Origin of the sequence: Plebeiibacterium sediminum (genome assembly GCF_026013605.1) — a bacterium.
Classification (GTDB): domain Bacteria; phylum Bacteroidota; class Bacteroidia; order Bacteroidales; family Marinilabiliaceae; genus Saccharicrinis; species Saccharicrinis sediminus.
The window spans coordinates 37,483-56,692 of record NZ_JAPDPJ010000042.1; the positions used below are offsets into that span (position 1 = coordinate 37,483).

At 34.6% G+C, this 19,210-nt stretch carries 10 protein-coding genes; 1 reads left to right on the top strand and 9 read right to left on the bottom strand.

The window, feature by feature from the left end; genetic code table 11:
- Window positions 1-92 precede the first annotated feature (92 nt).
- The 9 genes from OM075_RS16215 to OM075_RS16255 form a co-directional block, all read right to left on the bottom strand.
- Window positions 93-1,403, bottom strand: a complete 1,311-nt coding sequence (locus OM075_RS16215) for a citrate (Si)-synthase (protein WP_301191585.1) — start codon at window positions 1,401-1,403, stop codon at window positions 93-95.
- Window positions 1,404-1,595: 192 nt separating this feature from the next.
- Window positions 1,596-3,401, bottom strand: a complete 1,806-nt coding sequence (locus tag OM075_RS16220) for a glycoside hydrolase family 2 protein (protein ID WP_301191586.1) — start codon at window positions 3,399-3,401, stop codon at window positions 1,596-1,598.
- A 124-nt stretch (window positions 3,402-3,525) separates the two neighbouring features.
- Window positions 3,526-4,680: an aldose epimerase family protein gene (locus OM075_RS16225; RefSeq protein ID WP_301191587.1), complete on the bottom strand. Its 1,155-nt coding sequence runs from the start codon at window positions 4,678-4,680 to the stop codon at window positions 3,526-3,528.
- 3 nt (window positions 4,681-4,683) lie between these two features.
- Entirely contained in the window at window positions 4,684-5,685 is a 1,002-nt protein-coding gene (locus OM075_RS16230) for a family 43 glycosylhydrolase (protein ID WP_301191588.1), read from the bottom strand.
- 11 nt (window positions 5,686-5,696) lie between these two features.
- Complete coding sequence (locus OM075_RS16235) at window positions 5,697-7,718, bottom strand: hypothetical protein (protein ID WP_301191589.1); 2,022 nt, start codon at window positions 7,716-7,718, stop codon at window positions 5,697-5,699.
- Between the two features lie 45 nt (window positions 7,719-7,763).
- Window positions 7,764-9,515, bottom strand: coding sequence for an exo-alpha-sialidase (locus tag OM075_RS16240; protein WP_301191590.1), 1,752 nt, complete (start codon window positions 9,513-9,515; stop codon window positions 7,764-7,766).
- A gap of 1 nt (window position 9,516) precedes the next feature.
- Window positions 9,517-10,497 carry a glycoside hydrolase family 43 protein gene (locus tag OM075_RS16245; RefSeq protein WP_301191591.1) on the bottom strand — a complete coding sequence of 327 codons (981 nt, stop codon included), beginning with the start codon at window positions 10,495-10,497 and terminating at the stop codon, window positions 9,517-9,519.
- A 70-nt stretch (window positions 10,498-10,567) separates the two neighbouring features.
- The gene (locus OM075_RS16250; protein WP_301191592.1) at window positions 10,568-12,133 is read right to left on the bottom strand and encodes a RagB/SusD family nutrient uptake outer membrane protein; all 1,566 of its coding nucleotides are present in this window, start codon (window positions 12,131-12,133) and stop codon (window positions 10,568-10,570) included.
- 126 nt (window positions 12,134-12,259) lie between these two features.
- Window positions 12,260-15,250 (bottom strand): SusC/RagA family TonB-linked outer membrane protein, encoded by a 2,991-nt coding sequence (locus tag OM075_RS16255; protein ID WP_301191593.1) that lies wholly within the window; start codon window positions 15,248-15,250, stop codon window positions 12,260-12,262.
- A 259-nt stretch (window positions 15,251-15,509) separates the two neighbouring features.
- Here OM075_RS16255 and OM075_RS16260 point away from each other — a divergent pair, with 259 nt between their 5' ends.
- Window positions 15,510-19,145 (top strand): hybrid sensor histidine kinase/response regulator, encoded by a 3,636-nt coding sequence (locus OM075_RS16260; RefSeq protein WP_301191594.1) that lies wholly within the window; start codon window positions 15,510-15,512, stop codon window positions 19,143-19,145.
- Window positions 19,146-19,210: the final 65 nt, after the last annotated feature.

Here is a 19,210-nt window from a genome sequence, read left to right on the forward strand (position 1 = left end):
CAAGCTTTAAATTAAAAACAACCCTTTTTTTTAATATTCTTCACATATAATCAAATGGTTTAAATAAACATTTTTAAGTTATATAAGTACGGCTATTTTAAATTAGCTTTATCCATAAACCAGCCTAAATTTTGAGACTTTGGACGTTCAATTGGTAAACCATATAATCTATCCCAGATCAATTGAGTTAAAACGCCTAAGGCTCTTGAAACTCCAAATAAAACAGTATAAATTGGGAATTCTGTTATTCCATAACTGGTTAATAACGATCCTGAAATTGCATCAACGTTTGGCCATGGGTTTTTAACTTTTCCTGTAGCCAGTAAAACATCAGGAACTACATTATATATTTTATTTACCAATTTGATATATGGAGCGTATGGAACATATTTATTAGCAAAGTCTAATTGCACCTGGAATCTTGGATCTGTTTTTCTTAACACAGCATGTCCATAGCCTGGTATTACATGTCCTTTAGCCAACGTTTCTTCTGCATACTTTTTAATTTGTGCTTCACTCGGATCATCAGTCCCAATCTCTCTTTTCATCTTATTAATCCAATGCATTACATCCTGATTCGCCATTCCATGAAGAGGTCCGGCTAATCCGTTCATTCCTGCAGAAAAGCTATAATATGGATTTGAGAGTGCAGAACCCACCAGGTGAGTTGCATGAGCAGATACATTTCCTCCCTCATGATCAGAGTGAATTAACATATACAATCGCATCAATCTTTTTGCATCTTCTGTATCATGACCCATCATATGTGCTAAATTTCCAGCCCAATCAAGAGATGGATCTGGAGGAATATGATCACCCTGATGGAAAACGCGTCTATAAATATATGCTGCAATTATAGGTAACCTGGAAATCAAATCCATTACTCCTTCATAGGTAGGATCCCAATAATTCTTTTTATCCATTCCTATAAGATATGCCTTTCTGAATTGAGATTCGGTTGACATGGCCAAAATAGCCGTATTAAACTGAATCATTGGATGGGCATCTTTAGGTAAGGCTTCTATCACATCGTAAACATGAGGCGGAATACCCTGAGCTCTTTGAGCCCACTGCTCACTGATATATCTAACATCATCATTTGATGGCAATTCACCTGTTAACATCAGATAAAATATACCTTCAGGAAGAGGTTCTCCTTCTTCATGAATTTTTGGTAATATATTTTTTAGTTCAGGAATTGAATACCCCCGAAATCGAATACCTTCTTCCGGATCAAGTTTTGAAGTACAAGTCATTAAACTTACCACTCCTTTCATTCCTGTTAAAACCTGAGACATTGTAACATCTTGTATTTTAACGTCTCCGTACTCTTTAACTAGTTGCCTAACTTTTTGTGCTTTAGGGATAGCTATTTGTAGTAATTTTTCTTTTAAGTAATCCATAGATTCGTAATTTGATTCTTATAAATATAACAAATTAAAAACAGGAAAACACTAATATTGTTTAATGAAAAAAGGGCATCCGTAGGACACCCTTAATTTTTTAAATGATTTATGCGATCATTCAATTTAATTTTAGAAAGAATTGTTACAACAAACACCTTTCGTTATCATAACTTTAGATAAATCAATGTTCTATTTTACGGTTTCAATAACTGCTTTATTTATTTCACGAATTCGATCCTCATCTATTTTAATTTGTTTTCTATCATAGGTCATTAAACCATTTACTTCAACCTCAACATCTGTTGTTTGAGTATAAACGGCACCTGTATAGCCTGCTTTTACAAATTGTTGCAGCTCTTTTGCAAAACGGACATACTCATCAGTAACTTCTTTTGATGATTTAAACTGGACATATCCCCAGTTTCTATCAGGAGTCCACAAATGGTCTTTAAAAGCTAAACCAATACCTCCATATTCACCTAAAACGGTTGCTCTTTGTGCATCAAACATTTTCATTGCCGGACCAGGATAATGATGAATATCTAAAATATCGCCAACAGGATAATGATTGCCACCACTGGCAGGATTAACCAATCTTGATGGATCATACCTCATTGTCCATTTTACAATTTCCTCTGTTTTAAATTGCCCCCATCTCTCATTAAATGGAACCCAGACAACAATACTTGTATAGGAATACAAATAATCCATGATATCTTTCCATTCCTTACGATAAATCTCTTCTGAACGCTCAGTTCTTTTCAACTCCACACCATCAAAATATTTAAAATTTTGCCATTCAGGTTCTCTATCACCGCTCGGCATATCCTGCCAAACCAAAATTCCCATTTTGTCGCAATGCGTATACCAACGAGCAGGTTCCACTTTAACATGCTTGCGAATCATATTAAACCCCCAGTCTTTAGTCTTCTGAATATCATAAACCAAAGCCTCATCTGTTGGAGCGGTATATAATCCATCCGGCCACCATCCTTGATCTAATGGCCCGAAATGAAAAACATTTTTATTATTGAGTTGAAAACGCATGATTCCATTTTCATCTCTGCCCATTGAAACTTTACGCATTGCAAAGTAACTGTTTACATGGTCAATTACTCTTCCATTTCTTGATAATGAAACTTCTACATCATAAAGGAAAGGTGATTCCGGACTCCAAAGCTTAGGATTATCTAATTTTATCTCAACATCATTGGATACTTCTGCTTTTGCAACATGAATGATTTTTCCATTGTCTTTAACCTTAACCTCAACAACATCTCCAAATGAGCTTCCTGCAACACTTGCCTTGATTGAGATTTTATTATTGTCAATATCTGGAGTATTACGCAACTGAACAATGTGCTTTTCAGGAACTGGTTCCAGCCAAACTGTTTGCCATATTCCTGTTACAGGAGTATACCATATGCCTTCAGGCTTATTGACCTGCTTTCCTCTTGGCTGAGGACCTTTGTCCGAAGGATCCCAAACGCTTACAGTAATCATCTGCTCGCCTTTAACCAGAAAAGGTGTTATATCAAACGAAAATGGAGTATATCCGCCTTCGTGACTACCCACTTTTACATCATTAATCCAAACATCTGTTTTCCAATCTACTGCTCCAAAATGAAGCAATACATTTTGGCCCTTCCATGCTGCAGGAACTGTAAATGTTCTTTTATACCAAAGTAAATTCTCTTCTCCAACTGTTTTTTGAACACCGCTTAAACTGGATTCTACTGCAAAAGGAACCAGAATTTTACCATCATACTTTGCAGGTTGTTTATTGAGTCTACTTTCTATTGCATAATCCCATAAACCATTCAGGTTTTTCCATTGGGCTCTTTCCATAATTGGGCGCGGATACTCAGGAAGTACATTCTCCGCGTTTAACTGCTCACCCCAAGTTGTTTTAATTTTATCTCCTGCAGGTTTCCACTGTGCAAATGTGTTTACACAGACCATAGCTAACAAGAAAATAATTATTCTATAGTTCATCTTTTGATATTTTATTTTTTAATGCCAGATGGAACTAGCCAAATCTATACACTTCCCTATGAGAGAAAAATTTGACTTCGTTGTTATTAACGATTCTCATGGCTTATTTTATAATAATACAGCTCTACCTTACCGAAAATTTATATTCTGATACTGTTTTATAATTACTTTCAGGATCTAAAGTTATTGATGGAAAATCAGGCTGATTTAGAGCATCAGGAAAATGTTGTGTTTCCAAACAAAAGGCTGTTCTAAAATCATCCTTTACACCACATTTAAGTGTATTTTGAGATTGCATAAAATTTCCACTATAAAACTGCAAACCCGGTTCAACAGTATATACATCCATTTGAATGCCTGATACATCACCTATTACACTTGCAACTAATTGTAAAGCATCCTCTGACTTTTGATTTAGAACATAATTATGATCATACCCTTTACCAAACTTAAGTTGTATGTTTAAAAGCGTATCTAATCTGGAACCAATAGTTGTCAACGTTCTGAAATCAAATGGTGTATTTTCAACAGACTCTAATTTACCTGTAGGAATTAAAGTTTCATCAACAGGTGTGTATTTATCAGCATCAATCATCAAACGATGATTTACAATAGTACCGCTACCTTCACCATTCAAATTAAAAAATGCATGATTTGTTAGGTTAACAGGTGTTCTTTTATCGGTTTTTGCCTCATAAGAAATTTTTAATCCATTATTAGATGTCAATAGATAAGCTACCTGAACTTCTAGATTTCCGGGAAAACCTTCACTTCCATCCTCTGAAACATAACTCAAAATCAAAGTAGAATCGGTTGATTGTTGTACATCCCAGACTACATCCTGAAATCCTTTTACTCCTCCATGTAAAGTATTCACTCCATTATTGGTTGGCAATGTATATTCCACTCCATCGAGAACAAATTTTCCGTTGGCAATTCTATTACCAACCCGACCTATTAAAGCTCCAAAATATGGCTCTGTTGAGTTCTGATAATCATCTACTGAATTAAATCCAACTACCACATCAACTGGGTTTCCATTTTTATCAGGAACCCATAATCCAACCACTCTTCCACCATAATTGGTAATAGCTATCTTTAATCCATTGTCATTCTTAAGCCAAAACAAATCTGTAGTTTTACCATCAATTTCTTTCAGGAAACTTTCTGGCTTGAGGCTGCATTGTGATTTTGAATTATTTTTCTTTTCTGAAACGACCTGACATCCAACTGCCCATATCAAAACGAAAAACAAGAATACTCCAATATATTTTCTCATAGCTTATTTAAAAATTGGTATGTTTAAGTTATTTATCCCCGGAGTATTCCCTTTTACTTCAGGCCAGCCATTTACCCACTCTATTTTATCTAACATCAATACTCTTCCTGCAGGATTTTTCATATCTACAGCATGATAAAATACCCAGTCTGCACCTTCATCATCAGTTACTATTTCTGAGTTATGTCCTGTTCCCACAAAGCGCTCATTCTTTTTTATAAGAATTTCATGATGGTTATCCATCATAGGTAACCCCTCTCTATCGACATAAGGTCCTAATAACTCTTCTGATCGACCAACCACGGTTGTATAAGTACTGTTTACTCCTTCGCAACAAGTTCCTGTTGATGCAAACATATAGTAGTAACCATCTCTTTTATGAATATAAGTTCCTTCGTAAGCTGTACCTGCTATTTGAATTAATTCAGCACCTTCCTTTAAACTCAAACCATCTGCAGAAAGCTCAATTGCATATATACCTCTAAAGCTTCCCCAGAAAAGATATTTGTTTCCATTGTCATCGATATAAAACGGATCAATTGAGTTTTGAACATCAATTTCATTACTCCTGAAAAGCTTTCCCTGATCTGTAAAAGGACCTTCAGGATGATTGCTTGTTGCTACACCAATTCCACAAGTCCATTCACCACCCCAAACCGACATTGAATAATACATTACATATTTTCCATCGATTAAGTTGATATCAGGAGCCCATATACCAGCTTTGGGTTCAAAATCTGGGCGGGTTTCATCTGTAAATGCGGTTCCTCTGAATTTCCAATGAATTAAATCTTCCGATCTATAAATAGGTACATTACGTACATCCTCAGTGGCATACAAATAAAAACTTCCATCCTCGGCTTTAACGATTGTAGGGTCAGGAAGACTCCTGTTAATTACAGGATTATTATATAGGGGAGTATCATTTACTTTGGTTTCCTGACTACAATTAGAACATCCAACAATTGTGGAAACCATCGTTAAAAAGAATACTATCTTTTTCATAATTTAAACATTTATTTTTTCATAAACTTCTCAGCACTTCCTGTACTAAGTAATTCCCAAAGTGAGGCCACAGTCCAGCCCGGAGCAAAATAATTATTGTAAAAACCTTTACCATTTTTACCATAATCCCAATTGGTATGCTGAACCACTTCAGGGTAATAACCAACTCTCTCTATTCCACACATATGACCTTCAAATGGCAATAATTGCATCATGCTGGTTTTAATAACATCTGCAAAAGCTGTAAAACGAGGTTCATCGGTAGTTTTATCCAGCCATGTAAGTACATCAACTAATTCAAAAATGAAAACATCAATATGATTATTTTCAACTGACACATTACCCCAACCTCTGGATTTTAAACCAATATCACCTAACATTTGCCCCTGTGCAAACGGAACATCCCAGGTATAGTACCATGAAAGCGCAAAATAGGTAGCCTTTTTAGCTAAATCAGTATATTTCTCTTGCACTTTTCCTTTTGTTGCTAGCGCTAAATAATACATTGCGGTAGATGCATATAAAGAAGCTTCCTTATCCTCACAATTTGCATCTAAAGTTGATGAAAAGTAATCTGACTTTGAAATAATTTCTGATTCAAGATAATTACCTGTCTTTTTTGCACTTGCCAAATAAGTTTTGTTTTTAAAATATTCTGAAGCCATTACCAAAGGCAAGGTTGCTGATGGCGTGCTTCCCCCACTTGCATCGATTACATTTCCATCCTTATCAAACTTACGAGGGAAACTACCGTCTTCATTTTGAATAGCCATAAAGTTCGATAACAATGTTTTCATGCGAGCTTCCCATTCCAGATGTTTACGACCTTTAGAATTCTCGTACTTCAGGTAATGCATAATGGCATATATTCCTTCAGACTGGCGACGAATGCTATAAACCTCTGTTTCTTCGTTATGATCAAAATGAACAAACTCTCTGAAATATCCAGTTGAAGTGAAGCCGTTTTTAAGATAACTATCAAAGATTTTATTGGCATTCTCTTTCATTGTTTCAAGGCCTTTTTCTTCAGCATATTCCAATGCAAAATAAGCATTCAACAATACTCTACCGATAAATCCGATTTCAGCACCTCCATTATTGGAACAATCATAAGTTAAAAGGTGAATTCCAGAATAATAATTAAGATCTTTCTTTTCTGTATATCCTTCTGTAAAGAAGTTTGATAAAGTTTGCTTTACAAAGTCATAATTATAGTCAAGCTGCACAGCCTGAGGTTTAAAACTATCATAAGAGTAAGTCCAAACATCACTTACAAAATCAGAAAAATTTGAAGCTTTCCCTTTATTTATTTTCCATGATAAAGTTTTATTCTGACCTTTTTCCAGTTTTTCGAACGCTGTAACTGAAGGTGCTAATGTTAACTTACGAATATATGTTTTAGGATTTTCCTGATATGGAAAACCAAATGATAACCATGTTTTTCCATCAATATTTTCAAAACCTGTAAACCCCAAATCACTTGGAGAAGACAATATCACTTCACCGGCATGAATAGCGCTATAAGCAGCTTTTTCAATTTTACTACTTCTTAATACGGTATAATACTCACCCGATTTTTCATTATACACACCTGTTAACGGAGTACTCAAACGATCCTCACGTACCAACCAGCTATCACTTGTATGAAATGAAGGTGCTTCTTTAGGCGATCTTAAGTTTCTTCGATACCAAAAACCCGGCATTAGAAACTGACAGTCTTCGTGTGCAAAACTACCTGCTTGAACACTCTGTTTAAAATTAAAGTAAACATCATCTAATGCTGTAATTGTAATAGAATAAGTCTGTTCTTCTTCGTTTTCCTGAACATTTGCCTTAATCTCAACAGGTAATTCATCTTTACTTGAATAAACAATACCTGATCCGCTTTTTTCAACATCTAAACGATAAGTATTTGCATTATTACCAGGCGTTTTTAATTCCAACCAAGCCTTTAAGCTTTGAGCAGTGGACACCCCTGTAAACATGGCCAAAATACAGATCGATAAAAATATCTTTTTTATATTCCTTGTCATATCATTCATTTTAATAGATTCAATTATGTTCCATTAAGCACCATTTTATCTGGCACTAACTCTGCACCACGAACGTGGGTTTTGGGCTGTACTATTTGCAATCCATTCGTATATTTTATTGTCTGATTTATCTGGATAACCCAATCCAACATTTACCCGAAAAGTTTCTGCTTTTTCCCATTCCAACTGATCAAAAGGAATTTTTAATTCAAATGAAAAGCAATTCCCTTCATCTTGTTTCACAACCCACCTTGCTGATGTTTCTGTTTCTTTCCAATCGGCTCCAGTTCTCATATAGGCAACAGCTTTCCCTGTAGGAGTTAATACATATTTATACAAAATCGATGCATCTTCTGAATCCCAATTATCAAATGGATCAAGCGTGATACTTACTTCTGATTGTTGTATATCTGTGGCTTCATCTAACAGTAATTTTGCTGCGAAATACAGATTTTCTCCATCGTGCTTAACTCCTGCCTTTACTTGATTGGCACTGGTATGACCAACGAACAAGGGTAATTCTCCCCAATCCTCAGCTTCAATAGATCCATCCACATTAATACTTGTAGTTTGTAAGCTTAACTCCGGAATGATATATCCTTTTATAAGCCACACTCCACAGTTTTGACTGGAAAAATTTGTACTACTTAATGCAACAACCGTATTTTCATCTAACATTCCCAATGCATTCCACTTGGCTTCTTTAGTTATAGGCACATCAAATGGACGGGTTTGTTTTGTAAATCCTTTGGCATTTTCATCACTAATGGCTACTTCCATTGTAGAAAGTTCCCAATTAGAATTTCTTTTATATGTGGTTTGATACGATAAAAATGAAACGCCATCAAGTCCTGCAATCAGATAAGGTGCACCAGCATATGTTGCATCCGGATATTCTTCTATTAAAGCACTATTCCTATTGTCAGACTGTGCTAAAATTGGAATATTCCATGCATCAATCACTGATGTTCTGACAGTATATGGTTTAAACTGACCAGATACATTATCCTCTATAGCAACAACAATTTCATCGTTTAACAATATTGGAACTGGCATTCCATCTCTATGATGTGCTCTAAAACAAACCTCTGTAATTTCAGTACTCCATGAGATTCCGCTATCTAATGATTTTAACATGGAAATATTTTGCTCCTCGCTTTGTGTAAAGAGTCCTTCATTTGCAAAGTAAACTTGCACTTCGCCTGAAGGCACTTGAAGAAAAGCAGGTTCCCAGCAGCCATTATTAAAGTCTGTTCCTGCCTCATAAATTACTTCTGCATCCGACCATGAAACTCCTTTATCAACACTTCTTTTGATGGCTATTGCAAAAGGAACAATTCCTCCATCCACAGGACGATAATTGCAAGCTGTTAAAATAGTACCATCAGACAGCTCTATAAGCTCACCATTTGACATATTAACAAAAGTAGCTTGACCAGATCCGTTAAATTGCTGCTGTTTTTCAAACAGGATCACCGGTTCTGACCACGATTTACAATCATCATCGCTTTTGACATATTCAATATTTCCCTGAGTTTCATAGGTAACCCATACTGTTCCATCTTTTAATTTATGTACTCTTGGATATCCTGCCCAGTTTAATGAACGTCCTTCTTGCGGAGCTATTCGTTGCAATGATTTATAATCCCATGCTATTCGAACTCCGTCAACAGTTTGACCTATTTCTTTTTCATATTGAGGTTCATCATCATTTTTTTTTGAACAAGATGAACAACTCATTATTGATCCTATCAGAAATAAAAACAGCAATTGATACACTCCGTAATATTTCGTCATACTAATTTCCAATTACCGGAGTTATATATTCACTTTCTATTTCCATCACATCAAAATCTTTATTGCCAGATTTAAATAATACTTTTGAGATATACATTTTACGAGGATGTATACTTTGTGCACTATTATGTGCATGAAACACTTTATACAAAGCCCCATCTTTACCATAAAACAAAGCACTATGTCCTGCACCAATTAACTGCCCCGGACTTTGTAAAATCGGATTACCTTCATATTTTACCCAGGGACCATAAGGACTTTCTGATGTTGCAAATCCAACTCCATACATTGGACTCTCAAAACTATTGGCAGAGTAAGTCATGTAATACAATCCATTATGTTTTTTCACAAATGGACCTTCATTTACTCTTGGCCATACTTCTTCCCAGACTTGTGAAACATTTATACATTTAGTAAAAGTTTCCTCTTTAACGCCCTTTAAGTCTTCTGTCATCTCAGCAACCCACACGTTATTTCCATCGTTAAAACGAACAAAATACATATAGGCCTTACCATCTTCATCAATGAATAAACTGTTGTCAATGCTTTTTTCTTCCTGAATTATTGGCACTTTATTTTCCTGCACAAAAGGACCTAATGGAGAATCGGATGTTGCAACACAAGTATGCTCATCTGCAGAAAAATACATATAAAACGTACCATCAATTTCATAAACTTCCGGAGCCCAAAACCAACGATCTCCCCACACATCATCTTTATACAATGCCAAATTTCCATGAGTTAGAGAAGGAATTCGCCAATTCTCCATATCATCCGATGTATAAACAACAATACCATCAGCAGATTGTGTTCCATAAGCATAGTAAGTTCCATTATGTAATAAAATAAAAGGATCACCAAGAGGAACTTTTGCATAAGTAACCGGATCATCTATACCTTCAGTATCATTTGCACTGCATGAAACAAATGAAAAAAAGCATAACAAACTCTGTAATATTGATATTGCAATCATTCTATTCATAAATCAATACTTTTAAATTCAGGTTGCAAGCATTATTGCAACCTGAATCATTTATTAAAATGTTTATTTGCTAATAGTTTGGATTTTGTTGTAATCCGGCATTGTTATCTATTTCGTTTGAAGGTATTGGAAGACTAGAATGTCTGCCAATTACAAAATTATTGAAATCAGAATCTCTTTGCTTTAACTCATTTAAACCAGCACTTGTATCAAACAAGCCCCAACGCTTTAAATCAGCCCATCTTTGCCCTTCGTGACATAACTCTAATGAGCGCTCTATTTGTAAACGCTTTAAAAAGGCAGTTTTATCAGCAACTGCTTCCGGATGATTAACCGCTAATTCTGGCATATTAACACGAGCACGTATCTCATTTACTAAATCAACAGCTTCATTTAAACTTCCGGAAGTTGTATTTGCCAAACACTCAGCATACATCAACATAACATCAGCATAACGAATCAAACGAATATTAATAGGATTGTGGTAGTCTTCATAATCGCGATAGTAGTCAGATGCATATTTTCTAATGAACACTCTTCCTATATAGTTATCCTGCTGCCACGCGCCCATATCTCTGCTATACATTCTGTCATTATCAGCAAAATCAACATCCATTCCTTCATAAAAAAGACTCGTCTTTAATCTGATATCGTACTCCCCATCATTATTTAATTCACTCTTGAACTCATCCACTAACCAACTTCTTGCTTCACCATCTGTCCAACCAATTCCCGGAGGGCCAAAGAACTGAGCTCTGTTTTGTCCTAAATTTGGATCAATATCAAAATCGCCATCTCCAGCTGGCGCTTTATGAGCATCTGAATATTGTAATTCAAATACCGATTCAATATTATTTTCTGCTAAATGCGTGAAATTATCTTTAAAGTTGTTTGCTAAACCATAATACTGTGATCCTTCACCTGTAACCAACCATTCTAACTCTTGTTTAGCAGCCTCCCATTCATGTTGTTGCATTAAACATTTTGCTCTTAAAGCTTTTGCTGCTCCAATTGTTGCACGTCCTTTATTTGTATCATCCCAACTGGCAGGTAACATATTAATGGCACTTGCCAAGTCATCCTTTACTTGTTGCCAAACTTCAGTTACATTATGACCTTCTGGAGTATCTCCCGGACTTGAAGGCTCTAAAACAATTGCAAGACTATTATTTTCACTTCCCCATAAAAGAGCCAGATTATAGTAATGAAGGGCTCTTAAAAAGTAAGCCTGACCTAATACATAAGTCTTTTCTGTTTCATTACCAAATGTAATATCCGGAGTATAATGCAACACCTGGTTTGCTCTATAAATAGCCTCATAAGAGTCTCTGTACGTCCAGGCATTACCTTCCCAAAAGTTATAATTGGCATAATTAAAACGTGTCCAGTCTGCCAACTCTAACCAGGGACTTGAGCTAAATGCTTCATCTGAAGCTAAATCATATCTAAACCAAATCCAACGAGTATATAAACCAGGTTTGTAGAACATATTATAAACGGCATTTAAGCCACTTTGTGCATCCGCTTCTGTTTTCCAGAAGATTTTTACTTCCAGATCATTGGGATTTGTCACCTCTACATCACATGAACTGATTAAGAGGCATGACAATAATAATGTATATAGAATCTTTTTCATTAATCTAATTTTTAATAGAATTATGCTTTTATTCATATGTCTAAATTTGTTTTTAATGCCATATGGAACTCGCTAATTAAACCATCCTCATGTGAGAGAATTCGTTCTCATGACTCGTTTCATCTCTTAAAAAGTTAATTGAGCACCAATGGTAACAGCTTTAGGATTTGGGAATGCACCATAATCATGTCCTCTTTCCCAAATATTTGAATTTCTGAATTCAGGATCCAGTCCATTATATTTCGTAAAAGTGACTAAGTTTTGAGCATTCACAAACACACGTACTTTATCAATTGCATTACCTAACACCTGTTTAGGAACAGTATATCCAAGTGCCATTTGTCTTAACCTTAAGTACGAACCATTTTCAATCCAGCGATCCTGATTTCCTCTGGCATTTCTACTATCCTGATATAAAGGACGTGGATCTTTTGCATTAGGATTATCCAATGACCAGGCATCATAATCAGCTCTGTAATTGGAGTTATCATCAAATCTATCCATTGTACTTCTTGGTCCGTTGAATACTTTGTGACCAAAAGAACCGGCCATTTGAAGTTGAAGATCAAATCCTTTCCATTCAAGAGAAGCATTGATACCTAATTGTAAATCTGGCCATGGACTGCCAATATACTGACGGTCAGCATCTGTGATTGTACCATCATCGTTAAAATCTACATATCTGATATCCCCGGGTTTTGCATTAGGCTGAATTAGGTTACCATTAGAATTTACATGATTAAGTACTTCCTGTTCACTTCTGAATAAACCATCTGTTTTAATCAAATACCATTCTCCAATAGGCTTACCTACATATGATCTGGTATTCCATTGAGTAAAGAACTCACGTCCGTACCCTAATTCAATAATCTTATTTTTAACTGTTGAAATATTAGCATTAACACTATATTTCAAATCACCAATCATATCTCTCCAGGTAAGTGATAATTCAACTCCTGTATTTTGAAGTGTTGCCGCATTTACGTTTGGATTACCTCCGTTATTTCCGGTAGTCATTAAAATCTGCATACCCGTTAAAACATCTTTGGTTTCTGACTTAAAATATTCACCGGTAACATCTAATTTATTATCAAAAAATGACAGATCAACCCCGATATTCATCTGATGTAATTCTTCCCATTTTAAATCATCATTAACCAATTTAACTTGTGTTTGTCCGTTTACAACAGATTGATCAGTTCCAAAAACAGCTTGCGGAAATGAATTGATAAAAGCAACATAATCCCATGGTCCAATATTTGAACTTCCTAAAACTCCATAGTTAGCTCTTACTTTCAAAGTATTCATCCAAGGAATATTGAAGAACTCTTCACTACTAATTTTCCATGCTCCTGAAACTGATGGAAATACACCATGACTAAAATTAGGACCAAATTTTGATGATTCATCACGTCTTACAGTTGCACTAAACAAGTAACGATCTCCGTAAGAATAGTTAATTCTACCAAACACAGAAAATAGTTTGGTCATATCCCTGTAACCTCCAGTTCTTGGATCTACAGTTGCTGCATTTAGCTGTTCAAAGTAAGTTCCGTCACTGGTACTTAATATTTCATTTTTTGAGCCCCATAGTTGCTCATAATTCTGATCCATAAAACTGGTTCCTACTACAGCAGCTACAGTATGCTCACCAAAAGAATCATTATACTCAAGGGTGTTGTCGTACACCATTGAATTAAACCTTGCTTTATTTTTATTAAGTGAGGATGGATCCCAAGGTTGATTGTATGTCCAGTTACCTTCTTTACGAATATAACGATGCTCATCAAAGCTGGTTTCAAAACCAATATTCAACTTGTATTTTAATTTTGTAAAGAATGATAGTTCAGTAAACACATTACCTCTAACTCTCATATTTTGGTTATGAGTGTCTGTCAGTTTTTCTTTAGCAAATGGATTGGTTCCAAAAGTAACATCTCTGCCTCCATCACCGTAACCAAAACCTCCGGCATTATTTTCATTATACTTTGAGATTGTTGGTAACATACGATAAACATCAATAATAGGATTAGTATTCAACTCATCAATATCATAATTACTAACAATAATGTTCTCCCCAATTTTAAAGGATACTTTTTCGCCAAAATCTCTCGTTGCCGATGTATTTGCACGTATGGTTAAACGATTACTTTCTGTTCCGATAGTTGTACCTGAGTTTGATTGATAGTTGGCTGAAATAAAATAGTTATTATTATCAGCACCTCCCGAAAATGAGATATTATAATCTTCAATAACTCCGGTTTTAAAAGTTTCTTCCTGCCAATCGGTATCCCCATCAAAGTGACTGGCTGTTGCAAAACCATTATTTTCAAAAGCCATATCATTTAACTCAATCCACTGATCTCTGTTGGTTAAATCATATTTTGGTAACCATTGAAAGCTGTTTTTAGCAGACATTTCAATTTTCATCGGACCTTTGCTTCCACTTTTTGTGGTAATAATAATTACACCATTGGCAGCTCTTGATCCATAAATCGCAGCAGCAGATGCATCTTTTAATACCTGTATAGATTGGATGTCGTTAAAGTTAAAATCACGATTAGCTCCACCTTCTACAGCAATTCCATCAATAACATATAATGGCTGACTTGATCCAAAAGATTTTGTTCCTCTGATCTCTACCCATCCTTCAGCACCTGGCTTACCTTCTGTACGAGAAAACACACCACTCATGGTTCCCAGCATTTCACCTACTGAACCTGTAACTACACTACTCTTTAATTCATCAGGTTTAAAAACCCCAACTGCACCTGTTAAGTCGGCTTTTTTTACTGTTTGATAACCGATTACAACAACTTCATCTACCAATTCATCCTCACTCAACATGGTGACATCTAAAGTAGCCTGACCATTGTAAACAATTGCCTGCTCTTTCATGCCTATAAAAGAGAACTTAACTGTTTGATTCGCTTCTACGGCAATAGTATAATACCCTTCTAAATTTGTAATAGTACCTTTTGTAGTTTCCTGAATAAAAACATTCACTCCAGGAATAGGCTCTCCCCCTTTATCAGTAACCCTTCCTTTTAGGCTTATTGTTTGGGCTAACAACCCAAGAGGAACAAGCAGTAATATAACTGCTAACATTTTTTTCATAACCTTTGATTTTTAGTTAACACATTTTAGTATTCGGAATCTGATCTTCCTATGCAACAAAGTAAATTTACCTTGACATAATAAAATGCCACTATTTAAGCAATCAATAGAATTTACTGGTCATACAAGAAAAACCTTACTATTACTCATAGAAGTTACCAATTTGTGTTATTTTATGACTAATTTATTTTATCCTTTATCACGAATAAATCCATTATTGTTATAATAAATAAGATGGTAATGTAAGAATCGTAGCGTCATGAAAAGTCTCAGAAAATCCTCTATTCAAATAAATTTTATTCTTCTGTTTTTATTAATTCAGCCAATCTCATTATGGGCTGTTCATATGAATTTTAGAAAGTATGAAGTGAGTAATGGGTTATCAGAAAACACCATTCAATGTATCATTCAGGATAATCGTGGGTTTATGTGGTTTGGAACAAATGATGGATTAAACAGATTTGATGGAAACGAGTTTAAAATATTCAAACATGAAATTAACAACAATCAATCTTTAGGCAATAATTTTGTAATAAGTCTCTTTCAGGATATCGATAACAAAATATGGGTTGGTACTGATAGCAAGCTTTTTATTTTTAACCCAAACACGGAGACATTTAAAGCATTTACTTATAAAACCTCAGATGGTATAACTATCAATACCGGAGTTACGTCCATACAAGCCGAAAACGATGACAAAATATGGATTGGAACCAGAAATCAGGGAGCATTTTGCTTTAACAAAAACACTCAGGATCTTACTCAGTACGCTGCAGGAAACGATGACCAAACAATTAGATCAAATGTAGTTTGGAGAGTATTTAAAGATTATGCTGGTAACATATGGTTTGGCTCAAGAAACGGATTAACTACTTACAATAAAGAAACAGCCGAATTTGTCACTTACGGATCGCGCGATAAAAATAGCCCTATGACTGATCCGGAAGTCCTGTCAATTTTTGAAGATTCTGAAGGTATTTTTTGGTTAGGAACTTGGGAAGGTGGACTGGTAAAATTTAATCGTACCGCCAATGAGTTCACTTCATTTTTCACAAATAAATCCGAAACCTATATCACTCATATACGTGCCATTTTTGAGTATAGTAAAGATGAATTATTAATTGGTTCTGATGATGGCTTATATCTTTTCAATAAAAAGACCACTGAATACTCCAGGATTGATGATCCTCTTGACCCTAAAAGTTTAAGTGATCAGAATGTATATGCAATATATAAGGATAGAGAGGATGGAATCTGGATTGGAACATACTTTGGTGGTATAAATTATTTATCTCCCAACAGTCAGGTTATTGAATATTACTATCCACATCCGCCAAAAAACAGTTTATCAGGTAAGGCTGTTAGTCAATTTTGTGAAGATGAAAAGGGAAACCTTTGGATTGCAACAGAAGACGGTGGTTTAAACTATTTTAATACTACAACAAAACAATTTAAAACCTATTTACCCAATTCTGACAAATCAAAAATCAGTTATCATAACATACACGCACTAACTATTTATAAAGGAAAACTTTGGATTGGTACTTTTTCAAGAGGTTTGGATGTAATGGACCTTAAAACCGGGAAGATTAAAAATTACCAGTTCAAACAAAAGGACCCTAATTCACTTAACGACAACTGCGTTTTTTCTCTTTACAAATCAGAAGATAATGAATTATTCATTGGAACAACAGTCGGATTAAATCGCTTTAATCCAGACTCCGATAACTTCACCAGAATTGATGAAGTACAAGGGTTTGTATATGACATGACTGATGATCATCAAGGTAATTTCTGGGTTGCAGGATATGGCGAAGGTGTATTTAAATACAATAAGCAATCCAAGACCTGGAAAAACTACAGAAATATTGAAGGAGAAAAGACTTCACTTCCCTTTAATAAAATTTCAGATGTATATCAGGATAAACAAAAAAGATTATGGTTCTCTAGCGAAGGAGGAGGCGTAAGCAAATACAACTACGATACAGATGATTTTTATACCATAAATAGTTTAGATGGACTTCCCAACAATGTAGTATATGGTGTAATAGATGATAATTATGGAAATATCTGGGTTAGTACAAACATGGGAATATCTTGCATTGACCTGAACACCATGTCAGTAAAAACATATACACAGGAGGATGGATTGCAAAGTAATCAATTTAACTACCGCTCATCATTAAAAACTAAAAATGGTAAATTTTACTTTGGAGGAATCAATGGTTTTAATGCCTTTTACCCCAACGAAATAAAGGAAAATAAATATAATCCACCTGTTATTATAACTAACTTTGAATTACTTGATACTGATGTATTACAAAGTAACGACACCTCATTTATTGAAATATTAAACACAACAAAACATATAACTTTAAAACATAATGAAGCATCATTTAGAATAAGTTTTGTTAATCTAAGTTATCAAGCACCCTCAAAAAATACCAATGCATATATTTTAGAAAATTTAAATAGCAGATGGGTACAAACTACAACTCAAAATCAGGCTTCGTATATTAATTTAAAACACGGAGAATATATATTTAGAGTAAAAGGTGCAAATAATGATGGAAAATGGAACGATGATGGCGATTATATTAAAATCACTATACTTCCTCCGTTCTGGAAAACCAATTATGCCTATGTCTTTTATTTTTTATTTATGACAGGTATAATCCTGTTAATTATAAAGAACTATGTAAGTATCTCCCAAACTCGTCAAAATAAAAAGTTAGAGGATTTTAGAATAAAAAAAGAAAAGGAAACTTATGTCTCCAAAATAAACTTTTTTACCAATATCGCACACGAAATCAGAACTCCGATTAGTCTTATTAAAGCACCTCTTGATTGCATAAAAACAAAGAAAATAAGTCAACAGGAATTAGATGATAACATTAAGGTAATAGACAAAAATGCGGATAGATTATTAAATCTGATTAATCAACTACTTGATTTCAGAAAGATTGAAGATAATAGCTATAAACTTAAGATTGAACCATTAGAATTTAACGCTCTTATTGCAGATATATGCTATAGATTTAAACCAACAGCATCTCAGAGAAACATATCTATTATAACTCAAATACCTGATACTACAATAATTTGTAATGCCGACAGAGATGGAATTACTAAAATATTTAGTAATCTAATGACAAACGCATTAAAATTTACGAACTCGAAAGTTACTATTTCGTTGGAACAAAATGAAGATTTTGTAATCATAGATGTGGAGGATGATGGTCCTGGAATTCCTATAAAATATCAGGAAAGAATCTTTGATCCCTTCTTTCAGGTTGATGCTACAAATAATGATGATAAAAAAAATGGTACCGGAATTGGTCTTGCATTCTCAAGACAGCTTGCAGAAAAACATGATGGTAATTTGAGATTAATCGAACCAAAAGAAGGAAAATGTATCTTTCAAATTGCAATTAGTACAAAACTAATTTCGGAATCAAAACAGGAAAAGCGAAGTCTTTCACAAGTAAAACCACACATAAAACAAAGCAATATACCATTAATTACTGAATCAAATGAAAGACCTTCCATACTAATAGTTGAAGATAATGATGACTTGAGCAATTTCCTCGAAAAAAATTTAAAAGTGGAGTACACTGTTTATACAGCTGAAAATGGCAAAATAGCCTTGGAAATTCTGGAAAACACATCTATTAGCATCATCATTAGCGATGTAATGATGCCAGAGGTTGATGGAATTGAATTGGTACAAAAGGCCAGAGAAAATGAACAATCAAGTCATATTCCTATAATATTGTTGTCCGCAAAAACCAATCTGGATACTAAAATTGAAGGTTTGGATTATGGTGCTGATAGTTATATTGAAAAACCATTTTCTTTAGATTATTTCACATCTGTCCTAAATAAAGCCAATTAGGTTCCAGTTTCCTGGAACAATTATTTTTGTGGTGTCTAATCATAAAAATACTAATTGGCTATGAA